This window comes from Allobosea psychrotolerans, from assembly GCF_002917105.1.
Lineage (GTDB): Bacteria > Pseudomonadota > Alphaproteobacteria > Rhizobiales > Beijerinckiaceae > Allobosea > Allobosea psychrotolerans.
On the sequence record NZ_PQFZ01000002.1, the window covers coordinates 161,014 to 179,583 of the forward strand.

Genomic DNA, 18,570 nt, shown 5'->3' on the forward strand with positions numbered 1-18,570 from the left:
GGCGGGGATGGAAAGGACACAGGCCCAGTCAAAGAGGATCGCGGTGATCGGCGCCGGCATCTCCGGCCTCTCCTGCGCGTGGCTGCTCGGACAGGCGCATGACGTCGTGCTGTTTGAGGCGGCTCCTCGCCTTGGCGGCCACGCCAACACGGTTCACATCACCCGACATGGCAGCGAGACTGCGGTCGATACCGGTTTCATCGTCTATAACGAGGCGACCTATCCCAATTTCATAGCTTTGATGGCGCATCTTCGCGTCGCGACACAGCCCACCGAGATGTCCTTCGCCGTCTCCCTCGATGGCGGCCGGCTCGAATACAGCGGCACCGGCATAACCGGCTTGTTCGCCCAGCGGCGCAACCTGGTCAGCCCGCGCTTCTGGGCGATGCTGCAGGACGTTGGTCGCTTCTACCGAAACGCTTCGAGAGATGTGCGGACAGGCGAGGCGGGGGAGATTTCGCTCGGCGATTATCTTGCCGCAGGCGGATATGGCGCCGCCTTCCGCGACGATCATCTCCTCCCGATGGCCGCGGCGATCTGGTCGGCACCCTGTTCCGAGATCCTGTCCTACCCCGCTGCGGCATTTCTTCGCTTCCACCATAATCATGGGCTGCTGCAGTTCACCGACCGCCCGGTGTGGCGCACCGTGACCGGCGGCAGCGCCGTCTATGTCGAGAGGTTGCGCAGCGCCTTTTCGGGGCAGGTCAGGATCGGCTCGCCAGTGCGACAGGTTCGGCGAGCGCCCAACGAGGTCGTGGTCCAGGGTGACGGCTGGAGCGAGCGCTTCGACGAGGTGGTCTTTGCCGCTCATGCCGACCAGACGCTCGCGATGCTGGCCGATCCCGGCACGGAGGAGACGGAGACGCTCGGCGCCTTCCGCTACAGTCGCAACCGCGTGGTGCTGCATGACGATGCGGCCCTGATGCCTCGGCGCCGGCGAGCCTGGGCGAGTTGGAACCATATCGGCGAGCGCAGCCGGCCCGAAGCTGCCTGTGCCGTCACCTACTGGATGAACCGGCTCCAAGGCTTGCCGGAAGAGCGGCCGCTCTTCGTCACGCTCAACCCGCCGGACGGGCTGCGCGAGGCCACCATCCTCCATGAGGAATCATACGAGCATCCGCTGTTCGATGCCGCGGCGCTCGACGCGCAGGCGCGGCTGTGGTCGCTGCAGGGCGCGCGGCGCAGCTGGTTCTGCGGCGCCTATTTCGGATCGGGCTTCCACGAGGACGGGCTGCAAGCCGGGCTCGCGGTCGCCGAGGCGCTCGGAGGCCGCCGCCGGCCCTGGCATGTCCCCCACGAATCGGGACGCATCCCGCTGCCCGAGCAAAGGGAGCAGGCGGCGTGAGCTGGAACTCCGCGCTCTATGTCGGGCGAGTGCGACACCATCGGTTTCGGCCGAAGCCGCATGCCTTGGCCTATCGCGTCTTCTGGATGCTGCTTGACCTCGACGAAATCGGTCCGCTCGCCGCAAATCTGAGCAGCTTTTCGCGCAATCGCTTCAATCTCTATGCCTTTCGCGACACCGACTATGGCGACCGCAGCGGGCGGCCTCTGCGGGCGCAGATCGGCGAGGCTCTGGCCAGCGCGGATATCGCTTGGGACGAAGGCTCCATCCGCCTGCTGACCATGCCGCGCATCCTCGGCTACGCCTTCAACCCATTCAACGCCTATTTCTGCTATCGGCGCGACGGCAGCCTCTGCGCCACCGTCTACGAGGTACACAACACCTTCGGCGAGACCCACAGCTACGTCGCGCCGGCGCCCGCCACGGGAGAGCCGCTGCGGCAGGAGGCCCGCAAGGTCTTCCACGTCTCGCCCTTCATGGGGCTGGCGATGCGCTACGCCTTCCAGGTCGTGCCCCCTGGGGACCATGTCTCGATCGCGATCGACGGTCACGACGCCGCAGGGCGCCTGATCTCCGCGACGATGAGCGGCAAACGCGCGGAGATGAGCGACGCAACGCTGCTGCGGCTGCTGGCGACCCATCCGCTGCTGACGCTGAAAGTCACCGCCGCCATCCACTGGCACGCGCTGCGGCTGCTGGCGAAACGCATTCCGTGGCGGCGGCATCCTGCGCCGCCGGAGCGCCCATTCAGCCCTGGCAGCGCCGTGGCGCCGCATGCGAAAGGATCGATTCAGCCATGAGCCAACAGGAGACCGAACGGCATCTCCCGATGACCGAGCCGTCGCTCGCGCTGCCGCGCGGCATCGGCCTCTCGCGCTGGTTCCTGCGCCGCTTGCTCTCGCGCATCGCCATTGGCCGCCTGACCGTCGTCACGCCAGAGGGCGAGCGCCTCCACAGCGGGAACGCTGCGCCAGGCCCCCAGGCCACGCTGATCCTGAAAAATTGGCGCGCGATGCGGCGCGTGCTGCTCGACGGCGATATCGGGTTGGCCGAAGCCTATCGGGACGGCGAGCTGGACACACCCGATCTCACGGCACTGATTGAACTCGGCGCGCGCAATGACGCGACGCTGCGCCGGCTGGTCTCGGGGGCGTGGCCAGTGCGCCTGTACAATCGTTTTCGGCACATGCTGAACGCCAATACCCGCGCGGGCAGTCGCCGCAACATCATGGCCCATTACGACCTCGGCAATGATTTCTACGGCCAGTGGCTCGACGCCAGCATGATGTACTCCTCGGCACTCTACGAAACGCCGACAGAGACGCTGGAGGCGGCGCAGCAGCGCAGGCTCGACAGGATCGTTGCCATGCTGGGCCTTTCGGGCGGCGAACATGTCCTCGAGATTGGTTGCGGCTGGGGAGCCCTGGCCGAACGGCTGGCCCGCGAAGGCTGCCGCGTGACCGCAATCACCCTCTCGCCGGCGCAGCTGGAGACAGCGCGGCAGCGCATCGCCAAGGCCGGTCTGGCCGAGCGCGTCAGTCTGCACCTGCAGGATTATCGCGACATCTCCGGCCAATTCGACCGCATCGTTTCGATCGAGATGATCGAGGCGGTTGGCCATGCCTATTGGCCGTCCTATTTCGCGACGCTGCAGCGTTCGCTGCGGCCCGGCGGTTGTGCCGTGCTGCAAGCGATCACGATCGACGACACTGTGTTCGAGGCCTACCGGCAGGGCACCGATTTCATCCAGCGTTACATCTTTCCCGGCGGCTGCCTGCCATCGGTCCCGGCATTGGCACACCAGGCCGAAGGAGCGGGCCTTACCGTGGTCGAGCAACTCGACTTCGGCGAGAGCTACGCCTTGACCCTGAACGAGTGGCGCCGGCGCTTCCTGGAACGCTGGACGACCGTCGCGCAACTCGGCTTCGACGAGCCGTTTCGCAGGCTGTGGGAATACTATCTCTGCTACTGCGAAGCTGGCTTCCGGGCACAGACCATCGACGTCAGCCTGATCGCGCTGCGCGGTCGCTGACTTGCAGGCAAGGGCGACCGCGATCAAGCGGGCAGGGCGCCTGGATCGGGACATTGTCATCGAGAAGCCGGGTGTTACGACACTGGCGCGAATTTTCCGCCGCTGCGCCGCTTGTGTCACTTCGTCGGCTGAGAGCGTGCGGTGAGCTTGTTGCCGTCCGGATCACGAAAATCGGCGACGACGGCTCCGTTCGGGCGCTCGCTGGGCGGGCTCTCGATCGCCGTCCCACCATGCGCGGTGCCGGGCTCGTGCCATGCGAGAACATGGTCATGGCTCGCAGCGGCGATGCCGATCGTGCCACCATTGGCCGCGGTCGCTGGATTGCCGTCGATCGACGTCGTGATCATCAGCCGGCCGCCCTTGCGAGCATAGATCAGCCTTCCTCTGGCATCGATTTCATCATGGGGCTGCAAAACGCGATCATCACCAAGATTTCGCGAGCTCGCATGTGACGGGCGTGGTCTCGGATATCGGCATCGAGCTGGGAAGCTGTTTTATTGGAACAGGACAATCGGCCCCCGCTTACGGTCGCGCCCTGATCGATCGCGCGAAACTACGCTTGCTTGGGGGCGCTGCTTGGCTCCTTCTTCGCCGGTGGGAGTAGTCGGCGCCCTCGGCTTCGATCACATAGGCTTCTCGGCATGACGGTTCCGCTGGCGATCCTCCTACTGCTGCTTGAGGGAGTCCCGATGGCAGCAGATGCGATCGCCAGACGCCGCGTGACGTCCGCAACAGGCGTTCTGCCCCAGTGACCGGTAGCAGCTCCCGATCCGCTTGCCGGAATGTGTCAGGACCTGATCGCCGCAGTCATCTGGTTTGGCGCTCCGACCTCAGGACCGTTATCCTGATGCTAAGTAGTGATGCCTTAGACATCACCACTAACGCCGGATGTAGGTTGTGGGCGTCTGAGCGGGGAAGCCTTGGTAACGGGACTAGGCGATGCGGACGTTGGGATATTTCGAGGGAGCATACGGGACGATCTGCATCATAGAGGACAAGGTGACCGGAGCCCGTCGCTACTACGAAGGCAACGCATTCCAGAGCCACGCCCTGCCGAGTGGCGAAAGCTGCTTTACCTATATCCACCTGATGAGCAGCTTTCTTCGGCAGGCAACGAACGTGCTGTTGCTCGGATGCGCCGGAGGCACGCTTGCGACCATGCTGTATCGGCAGGGAAAGGCGGTCACGCTCGTCGACCACAATCCGATCAGCTTCAAGCTCGCGCAGGAATATTTCTGGATGCCACGCGGGATTCGATGCATCGAGGCAGATTTCAAAGATTTTCTCGGGATGACGTCCGAGCGCTTCGACGGCATTGCAATCGACGTTGGGGGCACGGACTTTCGGTTCGGGGATGAGTTCGGTCGCCAGACCTGTCAGGCCTTGCGCGCTACGCTGACGCAGTCCGGGCGAATTGCCATGAACCTTCTTGTCGAGCACGATCTGGACCCACTACCCGATGAGATCACCGCTGACCTTGCGGGATCGGATCTGAATGCCTGGATCATCGATGAAGCCTTTGGAGAACCGGAGCGCAATGCTGTCATCGCATGCGCGCCGGAACGGCGACTGGAGCTGGGGCAGGACACCTTTCCACCAGTTATCGCCGCTGAGTTCCTGAGCTGGTCCGTCCGGCGCCCACGGCTCTGGTAGCTGCGAGATTGCGGGGTCACAGCGGGCCCCGGGCTCTGCCGTTCGCCATGAGCGCGAGCAGCCCCTTGAGCAAGGCAGTCGGGGTCGGAGGGCAGCCGGGGATATACAGGTCGACCGGAACGACCGCAGCGACACCGCCGAGGCATGCATAGCCTCCGGCGAAAAGGCCGCCATCGTAGGCGCAGGCTCCCGCGGCCACGACCCATTTGGGTGCTGGAATCGCCTGATAGGTCCTCAGGAGCGCTTCGCTCATGTTCCTGGTGACAGGTCCTGTCACGAGCAAGACATCGGCATGCCGCGGGGAGGCAACAAACCTCAATCCGAAGCGCTCCAAGTCGTAGAACGCGTTGCTGAGAGCATGGATCTCAAGTTCGCAGCCATTGCACGACCCGGCATCGACTTCGCGGATGGACAGGCTGCGTCCAAGCTTGGCGCGTGCGGCATGGTCGAGCTGAATGGCGAGTGCCGAAATCTCGGCGTCGGCTTCGCCAGGAGCAGGCTCGGTGAGTGGCGCTTTCGCAAGGCTCTCGAACAAGATCTTCCGCATGGCGTGGACCTAGAGGTCATGCCCCGAATAGGAGCAGTTGAACGATTTGTTGCAGAGGGGAAAGTCGGCGACGATATTGCCCTCGATCGCGGCCTCCAGCAGCGGCCACTGGAACCAGGACGGATCACGCAGGTGGCAGCGATCGACGCATCCATCCGCTCCGAGGCGGACCCAGGCGAGAACATCGCCGCGGAATCCTTCGACCAGCGCCAAACCCTCCGCGGGCTTGCCGGTCGCCCCCACCGGTGCACGCAGAGGGCCGTCCGTCGGCATGGCATCTAGAATCTGTTCGATCAGCGCGAGGCTCTGCTGGACCTCCTGGATGCGGATCCAGACCCGCGCGTTGACATCGCCTTCACTGCGCACGGGGATCTCGAAACGTAAACTGTCATAGGGCGCATAGGCGAGGTTGCGTCGAACATCGAAGTTGCGCCCCGATGCCCTGCCGACATAGCCTCCGCAGCCATACTGCCGCGCCAGCGTCGGATTCAGGATGCCGGTTCCGACCGTCCTGTCCTGAAGCGAGGCGGTATTATCATAAAGCTCAACCAGCGCCGGAAAGGCCTTACCGGCGATATCGGCCAATTCACGGATCAGTCCGGCCCCTTCCGGAGTGAGATCCCCCGCGACGCCACCCGGCATGATGCAATCCATCATCAGGCGATGCCCGAAGCAGGCGGCAGCGGCCCGCAGCACGCGCTCGCGCAGAACGCTGGTATGGGCGTGCAGGAGCGCGAAGGCGGCATCGTTGCAGATCGCGCCGATATCCCCGAAATGATTGGCGAGGCGTTCGAGCTCGGCCATCAGGGCCCGCAGCCAGAGGGCGCGCGGGGGCACGTCGATGGCAAGCGCCGCCTCGACGGCCCGGGCGAATGCGAAGGCATAGGCGACCGTGCTGTCGCCCGAGGTTCGTCCGGCGAGGCGCGCGGCCTGTTCGATGGACGCGCCGGCCATCAGCGACTCGACGCCCTTGTGGGCGTAGCCCAGCCGCTCCTCGAGCCGCACGACCGTTTCGCCATTGGCGGTGAAGCGAAAATGGCCCGGCTCGATGATGCCCGCATGCACGGGGCCGACCGGAATCTGGTGCAGGCCCTCGCCCTCCGCGCCGAGGAATGGATAGCTCGTGGGCTCCCCGGCTGCTTCGGCATGGCGAGCCAACGGGTTGCGCAGTCCCCAGCGGCCGTGATCAAGCCAAGGCCGCGGGTCAGGCAGCTCCGCAAGTTCGATCCCGAACAGATCCCGGAGCGTGCGTTCCAGGCGCAGGGCCGGAGGATGAACCCGGCTCACCGAGGGGATCGGTCCCTCGCCGGTCAGCGCCGTGGCAACGATGACACCGCCCTCTCTCTCGTCGAGAAGCGCCATGTGAACCGCATCGGCATCTCCCCAGAGTCCAAGAAGGGTGCTCTCTCCCTGGGAAAGCCGCGAGATCAAAGTCTGCCAAAGCGAAGCACTCACCACGACCCGAGGGTATGATCGATGCGCCTCGATCACGCGACCGGTTGCAATTGTGTCTGAGAGGGTCGGCATCGCTTACGTCCTCCCTTACCCGAGCAGGCCTGCAACGTGCCGAAACCAGGAGACGAGTGGTGGCGGCAGATAGATGCCCGCCATCAGGACCAGAGCGAGATGTCCGATCATCGGAAGATAGGACGCCTGCACCGGTTCGCTGCTGCCGGTAGGCTCGCCGAAGGCCAGCCCATGGACCCGCAGCATGAGCGCTCCGAATGCGACGAGCAGGCCGAGGACCAACGGCAGCGCCAACAGAGGCGCGCGGGCGAAGGTCGAGCTGACCACCAGGAATTCGCTCATGAAGATTCCGAGCGGCGGCATGCCGGCGATGGCAACCACACCCACGACGAGGCCCCACCCCAGGACTGGATGGCTGACCGTCAAGCCGTGGAGGTCGGCAATCTTCTGCGTGCCCTTGGCCTGGGCGATATGGCCGACCGCAAAAAAGATCGCCGACTTTGTCAGGCTGTGCATCGTCATGTGCAGAAGGCCCGCGAAATTGGCCAGCGGTCCCCCCATGCCGAATGCGAAGACAATGATGCCCATATGCTCGATCGACGAATAGGCGAACATCCGTTTGATGTCGCGGCGGCGGTAGAGCATGAACCCGGCGAAGACGAGCGAGAGCAGGCCCAGCGTCACCATCAACGGCCCGGGCGTCAGCGCCGCGGGATTGGCGGCCAGCAGCAGCTTGAAGCGCAGGACGGCGTAGAGCGCGACATTGAGCAGCAGGCCCGACAGCACGGCCGAGATTGGCGTCGGGCCTTCGGCATGGGCATCCGGCAACCAGGCGTGCAACGGTGCCAAGCCCACCTTCGTGCCGTAGCCGAGCAACAGGAAAACGAAGGCGAGGTTGAGTAGCGCGGGATCGAAGCTGGAGACGCGCTGGATCAGCACAGTCCAGACCATGCCGTCCAAGCCTTCGCCGACCACCGGCCGGGCAGCCATATAGACCAGAATCGTCCCGAAGAGCGCGAGCGCGATGCCGACGCTGCCGAGGATGAAGTATTTCCACGCCGCCTCGATTGCGGCGTCGGTGCGGTAGATGCCGACCATGATCACTGTAGTGAGCGTCGCCATCTCGATCGCCACCCACATCAGCCCGATGTTATTGGCCACCAGCGCCAGGTTCATGGCGAACAGCAGGGCCTGGTACATGGCGTGGTAGAAGCGCAGATGGGCCGGAGTCAGCCGCTCCGTCTCCAGCTCGTGGGCGATGTAGCTGGCGCTGAAGACGCTGGTGGTGAAGCCGATGAAGGTGTTGAGGACCACGAAGACGATATTGAGATCGTCGACCAGGATGTAGGGTCCCGGCTCAGGCTTCGACGCGAACAGCGACAGCGCCGCTAGGAAGGTCAGGAAGGCCGAGAGGACGTTGAGCCGCGCCGAGAGACGGTAGTTCGGCAACGATGCCAACAAGACACTCGTCGCGGCGGGAACGGCCAGGATCAAGGTGATGCCGTCGACCGGAAGCGGGTTCATCGCTGGTCCCCGCGGAAGCGGTCGAGCGCGTGGACATCGACGGTGTCGAACCGCTCGCGGATGCGAAACAGGAAGATGCCGATCACGATGAAGGCGACGAGAACCGAAAAGGCCACGCTGATCTCGACCACGAGCGGCATGCCCTTTGCGCCCGTCGCAGCCAGGATCAAGCCATTTTCCAGAGACATGAAGCCGACGACCTGACTGACCGCGTTGCGGCGTGTCACCATCATCAGCAGGCCCAGCAAGACGACGGAGAGGGCAAAGGCCAAATCCTCCCGCGCGAGCGGGTCGGCGTCAGCCGTCACTTTCAACATGACCACCATGGACAGGGCGACAAGCCCAATGCCCGCCAGCATGGTGGGGCCGATGCTGACGACGTTCTCGATCTCGCGATGGATGCCGAGCCGGGCGATGATCCGATGCAGCGCGACCGGAATCACGATCGCCTTGACGACCAGCGCGATCACGGCCGTGATGTAGAGATGCGGGGCGCCCTGGACCCACGCCTGCCACGCAACCGACATGGCGAGCACCGTCGCCTGCAGGGCAAACACGTTGAGAAGCGCGTAGAGCCGATCCTGGTACAGCAGCATCAGGCTGACGAGCACCAATCCGCCGGCGAGCAAATGGGCGATATCGAAGGCCAGGTTGCCCATCTATAGGCTCCGCGACACGAAGAGCAGCAAGGTGCCGAGAAGTCCGAGCATGAGGGCGGCTCCCAGGAAGTCCGGCACGCGGAAAACGCGCATCTTCGCCACGGTGGTTTCGAACAGGGCGAGCAGAAAGCCGCCGGCGGCGAGCTTGGCGATATAGACCGCAACGGCCGCGACCTGGGCCGCGGCACCTGCGCCGGGCAGCGCCAGCCCCCAAGGCAGGAACACGCAGCCGATCAGCGAGATGTAGAGCAGGAGCTTCAGCGACGCCGCGAGTTCGATCATCGCGAGGTGCCGTCCGGAATATTCCAGCACCATCGCCTCGTGAACCATGGTGAGTTCGAGATGCGTCGCCGGATTGTCGATCGGGATGCGGGCGTTTTCGGCGATCGCCACCATCACGAGCGCGACGAGCGCAAGCGCAAGCGAAACCCTCACCCCAACCGACGAGGACAGCATGAAGCTCGCGACATTCGAGAGCTGGGTCGATCCGGCGAGGAGCGCGAGCGTGAACACGATCATGATCATCGCGGGTTCGGCCAGCGTTGCGATCATGACCTCCCGGCTCGACCCGATGCCGCCAAAGCTCGTGCCGACATCCATCCCGGCGAGGGCCAAAAAGAACCGCGCGCTGCCGAGCAGGGCGATGATCGCGATCAGATCCGCGGACCAGCTGAACAGAAGGCTGGTGGCGAAGGTCGGCACCAACGCTGCCGCCACCCAAGTCGTCGCAAAGATCAGGTAGGGGATCACCCGAAACAACCAGGAAGCAGTGTCCGCAAGGATCACCTCCTTGCGTAGGAGCCGCAAGAGGTCCCGGTAAGGCTGCACGATCGACGCGCCGCGGCGGCGCAGCAGCTGCGCCTTCACTTTGCGGACAAAGCCGGTGAGCAGCGGCGCCAGCGTCAGCACCAGGAGCATCTGTGCACCCTGGATGGCGAGATCCGAGATCACGACCATAGCGCCAGCACCAGCAGGAGGAAGACGAGGGCGGAGAAGACCAGGCTCAGATATTGGCGAATGGTCAGGAACTGGAGCCGGTTGAGCCGCTCGGCCGCGACGGAGACAGAGTTGGTGATGGGGGTATAGATGAGCTCCCAGGCGAGATCGCGCAGATCGACCTGGAACCGTGCCGGACCGAGGTTTCCGGGCGGAGGCATCTCGACACGCTCCCGGGCTTGAAAGGCATAGCCGCCGAAGACACGTCGAATCGGTTGGGCGAAGCTGCTCGCGGTATACTGCGTCGCCGGGCTCGATTGCGGGAAGCCGCAATCCCATGCCGGTGCGCGTCGCAAGGCATGCGACGCTAGACGGTGGATGACGTAAGCCGCAAGCGAGGCCGATGCCGCGATGAAGCAGAAGACGAGGAGGCCGTTATACGAGCTACGACTTTCGGCGACCGGTATGATCGAAAGCCAGCTCATACCGGCCTGCTCAGGCATCCGGCTGCCGACGAGGCTCTGTGCCACGGGCGCGATGGCATCGATCACGAAACCAGGCAGGATGCCGGCGAGAATGCACAACCCTGCAAGGATGACCATCGCGCTGAGCGACCAACGATCGACCTCCGCAGCCCTCTCTGCTGCCGGGCTGCGGGGCCGGCCGAGAAAGACGATCCCGAAGACCCGAACGAAGCAGGCCGCGGCGAGCGCGGCCGACAGAGCCAGCAGCGCACCGACGGCGGGAACGAGCAGCTTCAGTCCCCATAGTGGAAGCTGCGGGCTCAGTAGAATGGCCTGGAAGGCAAGCCATTCGGAAGCGAAGCCGTTCAGGGGCGGCAGCGCCGAAATCGCGACGCACGCGACCAGCACCACGACGCTCGTGGTCGGCATGCGATGGATCAGCCCTCCAAGCCGCTCCATCTGACGCTCGCCGGTCGCAGTGAGCACGGCGCCAGCCCCAAAGAACAAAGCGCTCTTGAAGAGCGCGTGATTGAAGGCATGGAAGAGCGCCGCGGTCAGCGCCAAGGCGCTTGCTGCGGGCAGGCTGTTTGCACGGAATGCGAGTGCGAGGCCGAGTCCGACGAAGATCAGGCCGATATTCTCGATCGTGCTGTAGGCAAGCACGCGCTTGAGATCTGTCTCCATCAGCGCGTAGAGCACGCCGAGCACGGCGGTCCCACTACCGATGGCCAGAATCGGAAAACTCCACCACCAGGCCGTCGGGCCGAGCAGATCGAAGACGATCCGGATGAAGCCATAGACCGCGACCTTGGTCATCACCCCGCTCATCGACGCCGAGACATGGCTCGGCGCCGCCGGGTGGGCGAGAGGCAACCAGACATGGAGCGGCACGAGGCCAGCTTTCGATCCTGCGCCGAGCAAGGCGAGGCCGAGGACGAAACCTGCGAGGAGCGGCGAGAGCTGGTGCACGCGGATCGAGGCGAAGGCGTAGCCCCCCTCCGGCCCCGCCAGCAGACCGAAAGCGAGCAGCAGGGCGAGCGTGCCGAAACACGCCATCACGATATAGACGTAACCGGCACGAATATTGTCGCGCTCGTGGTGATGCGCCATGACGAGCGCCCAGGAGGCGAGGGACATGAATTCCCAGGACAGGAGGAAACTGAAGGCGTCATCCGCCAGAATGACGAGATTCATGCCGGCCAGGAACGCCGGAAAGAACGGTAGCACGCGTTGCGGCTCGTCCTCGTGCTGACCGTAGCCGACACCGTAGAGGCTCGCAGCCGCACCGCCGAGATTGATCACGACCAGGAAGAAGGCCGACAGCGCATCCATGCGGAAATGAGCGCCGATCCAGGGAAGGCCTAGAGGCAACACGATACTGGGCGGAACTCCAGTGCCTCCAACAAGCTGGAGCACCGCCGTGATCAACGCGACGGTGCTGGTGGCGGCAGTCGCGCCATAGGTAAGACGCGACCCTTGCGACCAGTTGCCGGCGACGATGCCGAAACCCGCAATGCCCAGCAGAGCCGCCACGCACCACAGTCCGACGATCGCTACCATCGTGCTCGCTCCTAGAGCCGGATGATGTCAGACGGGATCACAAGTGAACCTGTCTGACATCTGAATCCGTATCTCATCAAAGAGTTAGAGCAGGATCGATGCAAAAAGCCGGTTTCCACTTTTTCGCATCCTGCTCTAGGCCGCTCTGGCCCCGGCTGTCTGGGGCATTTTTCGGGGCTGGTGCTCGACGCCGACGGCAGCTTCCTTGAGGCGAACGCCGCGCCCCTTGCCTTGACTGGGTATCCCTTCTCCGATCAGCTCGATTCCGGCGGTGTCCAACGCGCCGATCAGCTTCATCAGTGAGTCGACATTGCCCCGGATCACCCCGTCGCTTCCTTCCATGCGCTGGATCGTCGGCACAGAAAGCTGCGACAGCGCGGCAAGACCACGCTGGTCGATACCAAGAAGGGCGCGTGCGGCCCGTAACTGCGCTCCGGTGATCATGGGCAGCCCATTGATTGCGACGCACCGAGTGTCGATGATGATTTGTACGCTTCGGACGATATTGTTTCCAGCATGATATTCGACGCTTGAGATATCAAATTGCCGGCACGGCCAGCCAACGAGCCTCGTTGGTCGCAAGGAAGGTGTCATCCAGACCCGAGCGCTCTACAGCTTTTATCGGAGGCGTATCGAAGCGCTGTCCGAGAAGGCGGAGCCGAAAGACATCTGGCCGCCGGATTTACGTGCTCTCCTGAGCGAGCTGAAGGATCACTTGTCCGAAATTGAGCCTGCGAGCGCCGGGCTCCTGTGCGAAGGGCTCTGCCAGCGGCTTGCACGAAGCGCTTCAAGTCACCGATGCGCGCCGTTGCGCGCGGAAATTACCCCGTGTAACGGGCTTCAAGCAGGTCAATTTCGCGGATGAACTTGCGTGCAGCTTCGCTATCCAGCTCGCGGTTACGAGACAGCCGGTACAGCTCCGTACGTTCAGCGCGTAGGCCAGCGACCCGCAGCTTCCGCTCAATCGCCTCAATGCTTCGGCCAAGCGAAGCTGCCTCCGGGCTCTGCAATCGGCCATCGAGGCGTCGGCGATAGAGTTCCATGACGCGGGCAGAGGCGTCGGCGTAAAGGTCGGCATCCGAGCGCCCCGAAGACATGGCGTGTTGAGTTCGCTCGATGGCCTTGATCGCGGCTTCGGCGGCGGACGCTCGAGCGCGATCGACCTGGACCTGATCGAACGCCTCCGGCGGCAATTCAAGGTTACGCAGTAGGCTGGGGAGGCCGATGCTCGCAGCGACGAGCGAGACGAAGATGACGCCCGCCGCCAGGAAGATGGCCAGATCACGAGCAGGGAAAGCAGAGCCATCCGCGAGGGCAAGGGGCAACGTCAACACGCCGGCCAAGGTAATCGCACCGCGGACGCCTGCGAGCGACATGGCCGCGATCAAGCGCCAGCTCACTGCCCGCAAAGGCTGCCCTTTTTGCTTGGCCCGGAAGAGCGTGAGCTTCAGCGATATCCAGACCCAGGCGAAGCGTAGCACCGCAAGCGCTCCGCTGATAACCAGGACATAAATGGCCAGCCACCAAGGCTCACGATGGCCGGTCAGCTTCACAGTTTCGACCGCGCCAGCAAGAATGCCGGGCATCTGCTCGCCAAGCAGTACGAAGATAACTCCGTTGGCTGCGAACTGGACCATGTCCCAGACCGCAGCGCGCCGCACTCGGGTCACCGCCAGAGCCTGGCCCGTTTCCTCGACCAGGCTCATGGTCATGCCCGCCGCGACAGCCGCGAGGATACCGGAGCAATGGAAGTGCTCGGCCAGCAGATAGGCTCCAAATGGAATCAACAGGCTGATCAGGATTTGGGAGCTTGTGTCCTCTCCCAGATGGGCTGTGACCCATTGCTTGCCCTTCGATATCGCCCAGGTGACGCAGATGCCGATGGCAATGCCCCCAAGTGCGACCCATAGGAACGTGACGAAGGCGGCCTGGATGGAGAAGGTCCCAGTGAGCATCGCGGCCACGGCGAAGCGCATGCAGACCAGCCCCGAGGCATCGTTCAACAGCGATTCTCCTTCGAGGATATGCATCAGCCGCTTGGGAATCGGGACACGAGCCGCGATTGCCGATACCGCGATGGGGTCGGTCGGGGACACTACGGCTGCCAGGGCGAAGGCGACCGGGAGCGGCATGGCGGGGACTAGCCAGCTGACCAGAAAACCGACGCCGACGACCGTGAAAAGGACAAGACCCAATGCCAGTTCGAGGACGACTGCCCGGTCCCGAACGATATGCTCTTTGGGGATACGCCAGCCATCGAGGAACAGCAGCGGCGGCAGGAAAAGAACGAAGAAGAGCTGGGGGTCTAGTACCACTGTCGGCACGACGGACAGCGCAACCAGGGCACCGAGCGCAATCTGGACCAACGGCAATGGCAGCGTCGTCAACCGCGCCAGCGAGCTGCTGATCACGACGGCCAGAAGCAGGAAAAGGATGGTCGCGACAGAGTCCACATGATCTCCGATTTATATGGGCGTGTCGCGCTTATGAGGCGAACCGCCGATCAAATGCAAAGTCGTTCCACGTGCTTTTTGCACACGGCCGAAGGCCCCGTCATGCCTCCCGATCAGGCCTCGAGCTTCCGGCGCGACAGGCCTGGACGTCCTCATCGTTCTCGCCCAGCCATAGGGCTGCGGAGATGGGGTGTTGAAGCTCGGTTCCCGCAACCCGATGAGGCTGCCGGATATGTCGCACGGGCCAAAGAAGGGATCGTTTGTCGCGCTCAACACAATGATCGAGGGCGGCGGGGTTGCCGCTACGGGAATTGACCTTATCGAGGGGAGAAACTATTCGTCCGCAGATGAATGCGATTTCGCCGTCACGGTTCGAGTGTTCAATTTGCGGGTCGCCGTCGGTCTTGCTCCCCGAGCCCTTGTCTAACGAAGCTCTCGTCAGATGTCGCGAATGCAAGAGGGATCTTGGAACGTGGCGGAGCTTTCGGGAGCGCATCGCAGCGACCTTGAGGATTTCCGGCCAGCCGGTATCGGCTGATCCATATCCTAGGGATTGATCAGGTGCCGAGCTCCGTCTGAGCTTTGACGAAAAATGTCTCGGACTCGTGGAGTTCTTTCGTGCCGCCGTCGATCTTCCGCGAACCGGCAGCATCAAGCCAGCGATCTTGCCCTCGCAAACTGAATCGTTTGACGTTGGAGTGATGCTTCGATCTGACGGGCGGTCTGTGAACGTCAGACGTGTCGAGTGAAGCTGGCGGGGGGAGGGGCTCAAGATGCCCGCAGGCAGTCGGCGAAGTGCCGTCTGGTCGGATAGCCAATCAGTGGAATAAGAACTTGCCTCTGGCGTGCGGTCGGTTTCGTGGACTGGCAGTTGCGCCAATCCAACCTTCTTTTCGAACGCGACCGGGCTGAAATAACCAATGGGCGAGTGCCTTCGGATCGTGTCGTAGAACCGCTCGATGTAGTCGAACACGTCGGCCCCAGCGGTGTCGCGCGTCCAGCACCTTGCCCTGATGCGTTCGGTTCTCCGCAGCCAGCTTCAATCCATCGGCGATCATGAGAGCGCGATCATCCTGTGATATAACCGCCTCGGAAAGAAACCTTCCGTTAAATTTCCTACGATCAAAGAAGGCATCCACGAGCTAATTGTCTACTGCAAGGCAAATCAGGGCTCGACGAGCATCAATGCCACCGATGTGCTTTTGAAAGCTGGGAAAGCACGCAACGCCAAATAAAACGCTCGTCCGTGCCTGACAGACATGGGCACGGACATCCTCCATGAATGATTCGACTGGATCTCTTCGCTGGTCTCATGCCCAGCCAGAATGCGAGCCACGCTAATTTGGCGCACGCTCATTTGGAACCTTCTGCGACAATTTTGAAATTGATCCACGTGACCACTGCACACGATCGTTTCCGGACGATGTAAAACTCTCTGCTGGACAATCGGCTGACGCGATCAAGCCAAGAACATCGGCTTCTGCGCTACAGAAATAATGGCTGTTAATTGTAAGAATGCATCTGTTTCGCGCGCCTTGAGCATTCTAGCATCGTGCCTGTCAGATTCTCAGATTAGCTTCAACGGCGAGGGGCTCGCCAACCGCGCCGCCTTCCAAAGCCGATCGCTTCCCGGTGGATTTGACAAAATGGGTTCGTTGGCCGATTCATGATTTCATGAACAGCGCATACCAGTTTGGTCGCGGCCGTCACCGGTCAGGGAACCTTATCGCGGGCCACTAGCCCCGGGTCTGCTGCGCTGCGCGCCTCGGACACGGGGTGCCGACCGCGTCATATCAACCTCCATCCACAGCGGATCTGAGCAGCGCAGACCGGGCATCGCCCCGGTCGGACGCGCGGCCGCAGCATTTTCAAGCGAGACTTTCCATGAGCAGCCGTAGGAGGGGCAGGGCGCGCGCGCCTATTGTCGTGACCAGCGAGGACCATCACAAGCTGAGCCGGATCGCTGCCGGCGCCATCAAAACCATGCCGGAGCTTTCGGCGGAACTTTCGGCTGAGCTGGATCGCGCACGCATTCTCCCCCCAGGCCGCAGCTCAAGTGGGCATGTCCGGGTTGGCAGTGAAGTCCGATTTCGCGACGAGACGGCTGGCAAGGAAACGACCGTCACACTGGTGTGGCCCGAAGACGCGGATATCGCCGCTAACAGGATATCGGTGATCACCCCAATTGGGGTCGCGCTGATCGGCATGGCAGGTGGACGGTCCATCGAATGGACGACGCGTTCGGGAGACGTCAAGCGGCTGACCGTAGTGACGCTCATCGATCCCATGGACGCGGTCTCACCGAATTGAGCGAGACGACAAATCTCAGTCGTCGAAGTTCCCGACTTTTAGCCGGAAAACATACAGGAGTTTCGAAGAATGAAGACATGGCCCGCATTCGGAGAGATCACCGGCCCGATCGTGATGATCGATTTTGGTTCGATCAGCCGCGGGACGTCGCCGCTGATCGAGCGGCATTTCACGTAAGACGCTCCCGACGACGCGAACCGTGCCTTGCTCGACGAGCGGGGCATTCGGTTCAATCAGGAGCCTGTGACGCGAGACAACTGCATGACGATGTTGGAACTGCTGCTCACCGCGGGTGGAGACCAGGGTTTTGCGTGAACTTGCTGCCATAAGCGCCTGACCCGCGTTCCAGCGGAGCTCAAGCAGCGCGGCGGAGCTTGTCAGGGCTGCACAGCTGCGCTGCGGCGCGCCTACAAGCGGCCGACCGGGCAGGGCCCTCGGCCGCAGGTAGCGTGTCAGGTTTTTGAGCATATCCGGCTATTGAGCCAATTCTTTGCCAAGGAAGTCGCGGAGTTCGGACGGCCCCGCTAGTGGCCTCGTCGTCAAACTTGCTCCAGTGCCCGTAGATCTGACGTAGCTCCTTGAAGACGGGAACGTTGAACGAGTGAAACACCCCGAAACAGGGTGAGCCTCAGATTCTTTCCGACATCCCTCTGGGCGATTGCCTCGCACGGGCTGCGAGGGTCCAATCGTCCTTGTCGCCGATCAGGATGAGCGTCGGGATGACCAGGCTCTCCGAAACGATCTCGCATGGAGGGTAGTCGGCCGCCGCGGGTATTTCGCAGAGGCCCTTTGAGATTGCATCGCGATCCTAAGCGCCAGGAGGGACCGAAGAGATGATTCGCATAAGACATATTATGGAACTTAAATTGATACCGAACCCTGGCGCGCTCAGGCTCAATTGCACAAGGCTTGCTCTTGGTAGCATCGATTTGCCAATGGCTTGCCGAATGTTTCTCACCTGTTGTCTTTGACGACCGGCTTGGCGAACATGATGTCTCCCGCTGCGCCGTCGATGATGTGCGGCAGCATGGCTTTCCAGGATTCGATCATCTCGCGGTAGTAGCCGGGCTCCGGGCGCAGCACGGTCTGCACGCCCATGCCGCGCATCAGGCAGACGGTCAGATTGAGGATGATGCGCGCCTGGCGCGGCGCGCAGCGCTGCGGATCGCAGAACGCCAGCCAGATCTCGTCCAGCGCATCGTGGAAGCGCTTCACCACCGGGATCATGCGCTCGCGCAGGCCTGCGTCGTTGCGCGCCTCGGTGATCATCTCCAGCGACAGATAGAAGAAGCGGCCCGAAAACAGCCGCCACAGGAACTCGACGAAATCGCCGAGCGAGACCTTGCCGTCCTGCAGTTGACCGGCAACCGCCTTGATCTGCCTGGTGCCGTCCTCGAGCAAGGCCTCCATCGCGGCGAGCACGATATCGGCCCGCATCGGGAAGTGATGCAGCAGCGCGCCGCGCGACACGCTGGCGCGGACGGCGATCTCCTGCGTGGTCGCGGCGTGGTAGCCGACCTCGAAAATCTCATCGAGCGTGGCCTGGATCAGCCTGTCCCGCGTCAGGACGCTGCGCAATTGCTGTTGTCTCGACGATTTCGCCATGACTCCATCCGACCA

At 63.0% G+C, this 18,570-nt stretch carries 15 protein-coding genes and 4 pseudogenes; 8 read left to right on the forward strand and 11 right to left on the reverse strand.

Features of this window, described 5'->3' with window-relative positions:
- Window positions 1–7 precede the first annotated feature (7 nt).
- The 3 genes from CYD53_RS03795 to CYD53_RS03805 are packed head-to-tail and all read left to right on the forward strand — an operon-like array spanning window position 8 to window position 3,377.
- Complete coding sequence (locus tag CYD53_RS03795) at window positions 8–1,345, forward strand: NAD(P)/FAD-dependent oxidoreductase (protein ID WP_103716810.1); 1,338 nt, start codon at window positions 8–10, stop codon at window positions 1,343–1,345.
- Window positions 1,342–2,145 carry a DUF1365 domain-containing protein gene (locus tag CYD53_RS03800; RefSeq protein WP_103716811.1) on the forward strand — a complete coding sequence of 268 codons (804 nt, stop codon included), beginning with the start codon at window positions 1,342–1,344 and terminating at the stop codon, window positions 2,143–2,145. The genes CYD53_RS03795 and CYD53_RS03800 overlap by 4 nt, the downstream gene beginning before the upstream one ends.
- Window positions 2,142–3,377 (forward strand): SAM-dependent methyltransferase, encoded by a 1,236-nt coding sequence (locus CYD53_RS03805; protein ID WP_103716812.1) that lies wholly within the window; start codon window positions 2,142–2,144, stop codon window positions 3,375–3,377. Before CYD53_RS03800 ends, CYD53_RS03805 begins: the two co-directional genes overlap by 4 nt.
- Before the next feature lie 116 nt (window positions 3,378–3,493).
- Here CYD53_RS03805 and CYD53_RS03810 read toward each other — a convergent pair.
- Window positions 3,494–3,775 (reverse strand): annotated as a pseudogene (locus CYD53_RS03810) (VOC family protein); the annotation flags it as partial.
- Between CYD53_RS03810 and CYD53_RS30625 the strand changes: the two are divergent.
- Window positions 3,773–4,090 (forward strand): annotated as a pseudogene (locus CYD53_RS30625) (DUF1275 family protein); the annotation flags it as partial. The pseudogenes CYD53_RS03810 and CYD53_RS30625 sit on opposite strands and share 3 nt — an antisense overlap.
- Window positions 4,091–4,325: 235 nt before the next feature.
- Window positions 4,326–5,030, forward strand: a complete 705-nt coding sequence (locus tag CYD53_RS03815) for a spermidine synthase family protein (RefSeq protein ID WP_146055810.1) — start codon at window positions 4,326–4,328, stop codon at window positions 5,028–5,030.
- 16 nt (window positions 5,031–5,046) lie between these two features.
- Here CYD53_RS03815 and CYD53_RS03820 read toward each other — a convergent pair whose 3' ends face one another.
- The 8 genes from CYD53_RS03820 to CYD53_RS03855 form a co-directional block, all read right to left on the reverse strand.
- Window positions 5,047–5,577, reverse strand: coding sequence for an NADH-quinone oxidoreductase subunit B family protein (locus CYD53_RS03820; RefSeq protein WP_103716814.1), 531 nt, complete (start codon window positions 5,575–5,577; stop codon window positions 5,047–5,049).
- Between the two features lie 9 nt (window positions 5,578–5,586).
- Window positions 5,587–7,104, reverse strand: a complete 1,518-nt coding sequence (locus CYD53_RS03825; protein WP_103716815.1) for a hydrogenase large subunit — start codon at window positions 7,102–7,104, stop codon at window positions 5,587–5,589.
- 15 nt (window positions 7,105–7,119) lie between these two features.
- Window positions 7,120–8,568: a hydrogenase 4 subunit F gene (locus CYD53_RS03830; protein ID WP_103716816.1), complete on the reverse strand. Its 1,449-nt coding sequence runs from the start codon at window positions 8,566–8,568 to the stop codon at window positions 7,120–7,122.
- The gene (locus CYD53_RS03835; protein WP_092165612.1) at window positions 8,565–9,227 is read right to left on the reverse strand and encodes a hydrogenase-4 component E; all 663 of its coding nucleotides are present in this window, start codon (window positions 9,225–9,227) and stop codon (window positions 8,565–8,567) included. Before CYD53_RS03835 ends, CYD53_RS03830 begins: the two co-directional genes overlap by 4 nt.
- The gene (locus CYD53_RS03840) at window positions 9,228–10,184 is read right to left on the reverse strand and encodes a respiratory chain complex I subunit 1 family protein (protein ID WP_103716817.1); all 957 of its coding nucleotides are present in this window, start codon (window positions 10,182–10,184) and stop codon (window positions 9,228–9,230) included. It lies immediately after the preceding gene.
- Window positions 10,175–12,187 (reverse strand): hydrogenase 4 subunit B, encoded by a 2,013-nt coding sequence (hyfB, locus tag CYD53_RS03845; protein ID WP_103716818.1) that lies wholly within the window; start codon window positions 12,185–12,187, stop codon window positions 10,175–10,177. Before hyfB ends, CYD53_RS03840 begins: the two co-directional genes overlap by 10 nt.
- A 135-nt stretch (window positions 12,188–12,322) precedes the next feature.
- Window positions 12,323–12,631, reverse strand: coding sequence for a helix-turn-helix domain-containing protein (locus CYD53_RS03850; RefSeq protein WP_103716819.1), 309 nt, complete (start codon window positions 12,629–12,631; stop codon window positions 12,323–12,325).
- A 377-nt stretch (window positions 12,632–13,008) separates the two neighbouring features.
- Entirely contained in the window at window positions 13,009–14,640 is a 1,632-nt protein-coding gene (locus CYD53_RS03855; RefSeq protein WP_103716820.1) for a Na+/H+ antiporter, read from the reverse strand.
- 193 nt (window positions 14,641–14,833) lie between these two features.
- On the opposite strand from CYD53_RS03855, the gene CYD53_RS03860 reads away from it, so the two are divergent.
- A complete protein-coding gene (locus CYD53_RS03860) occupies window positions 14,834–15,067 on the forward strand; it encodes a hypothetical protein (RefSeq protein WP_146055811.1) in 234 nt (77 codons plus the stop codon).
- Window positions 15,068–15,514: 447 nt separating this feature from the next.
- Here the strand turns inward: CYD53_RS03860 and CYD53_RS30630 are convergent.
- A pseudogene (locus CYD53_RS30630) lies at window positions 15,515–15,667 on the reverse strand (IS3 family transposase); the annotation flags it as partial.
- A gap of 857 nt (window positions 15,668–16,524) precedes the next feature.
- Here CYD53_RS30630 and rnk point away from each other — a divergent pair.
- Both rnk and CYD53_RS30635 read left to right on the forward strand, forming a co-directional pair.
- On the forward strand, window positions 16,525–16,950 hold the full coding sequence (rnk, locus tag CYD53_RS03865; protein WP_103716822.1) for a nucleoside diphosphate kinase regulator: 426 nt from the start codon (window positions 16,525–16,527) through the stop codon (window positions 16,948–16,950).
- A gap of 69 nt (window positions 16,951–17,019) precedes the next feature.
- Window positions 17,020–17,259: pseudogene (locus CYD53_RS30635) on the forward strand (homospermidine synthase); the annotation flags it as partial.
- A gap of 645 nt (window positions 17,260–17,904) precedes the next feature.
- On the opposite strand, the gene CYD53_RS03875 reads toward CYD53_RS30635, so the two are convergent.
- Entirely contained in the window at window positions 17,905–18,555 is a 651-nt protein-coding gene (locus tag CYD53_RS03875; protein WP_103716823.1) for a TetR/AcrR family transcriptional regulator, read from the reverse strand.
- Window positions 18,556–18,570 lie beyond the last annotated feature (15 nt).

What these genes read in the sequence shown, in the direction of transcription:
- CYD53_RS03795 (WP_103716810.1), top strand. Translation starts at nt 8, where the DNA reads ATGGAAAGGACACAGGCCCAGTCAAAGAGGATCGCGGTGATCGGCGCC.
- CYD53_RS03805 (WP_103716812.1), top strand. Translation starts at nt 2,142, where the DNA reads ATGAGCCAACAGGAGACCGAACGGCATCTCCCGATGACCGAGCCGTCG.
- CYD53_RS03820 (WP_103716814.1), bottom strand. Translation starts at nt 5,577, where the DNA reads ATGCGGAAGATCTTGTTCGAGAGCCTTGCGAAAGCGCCACTCACCGAG.
- CYD53_RS03825 (WP_103716815.1), bottom strand. Translation starts at nt 7,104, where the DNA reads ATGCCGACCCTCTCAGACACAATTGCAACCGGTCGCGTGATCGAGGCG.
- CYD53_RS03830 (WP_103716816.1), bottom strand. Translation starts at nt 8,568, where the DNA reads ATGAACCCGCTTCCGGTCGACGGCATCACCTTGATCCTGGCCGTTCCC.
- CYD53_RS03835 (WP_092165612.1), bottom strand. Translation starts at nt 9,227, where the DNA reads ATGGGCAACCTGGCCTTCGATATCGCCCATTTGCTCGCCGGCGGATTG.
- CYD53_RS03840 (WP_103716817.1), bottom strand. Translation starts at nt 10,184, where the DNA reads ATGGTCGTGATCTCGGATCTCGCCATCCAGGGTGCACAGATGCTCCTG.
- hyfB (WP_103716818.1), bottom strand. Translation starts at nt 12,187, where the DNA reads ATGGTAGCGATCGTCGGACTGTGGTGCGTGGCGGCTCTGCTGGGCATT.
- CYD53_RS03850 (WP_103716819.1), bottom strand. Translation starts at nt 12,631, where the DNA reads ATGATCACCGGAGCGCAGTTACGGGCCGCACGCGCCCTTCTTGGTATC.
- rnk (WP_103716822.1), top strand. Translation starts at nt 16,525, where the DNA reads ATGAGCAGCCGTAGGAGGGGCAGGGCGCGCGCGCCTATTGTCGTGACC.
- CYD53_RS03875 (WP_103716823.1), bottom strand. Translation starts at nt 18,555, where the DNA reads ATGGCGAAATCGTCGAGACAACAGCAATTGCGCAGCGTCCTGACGCGG.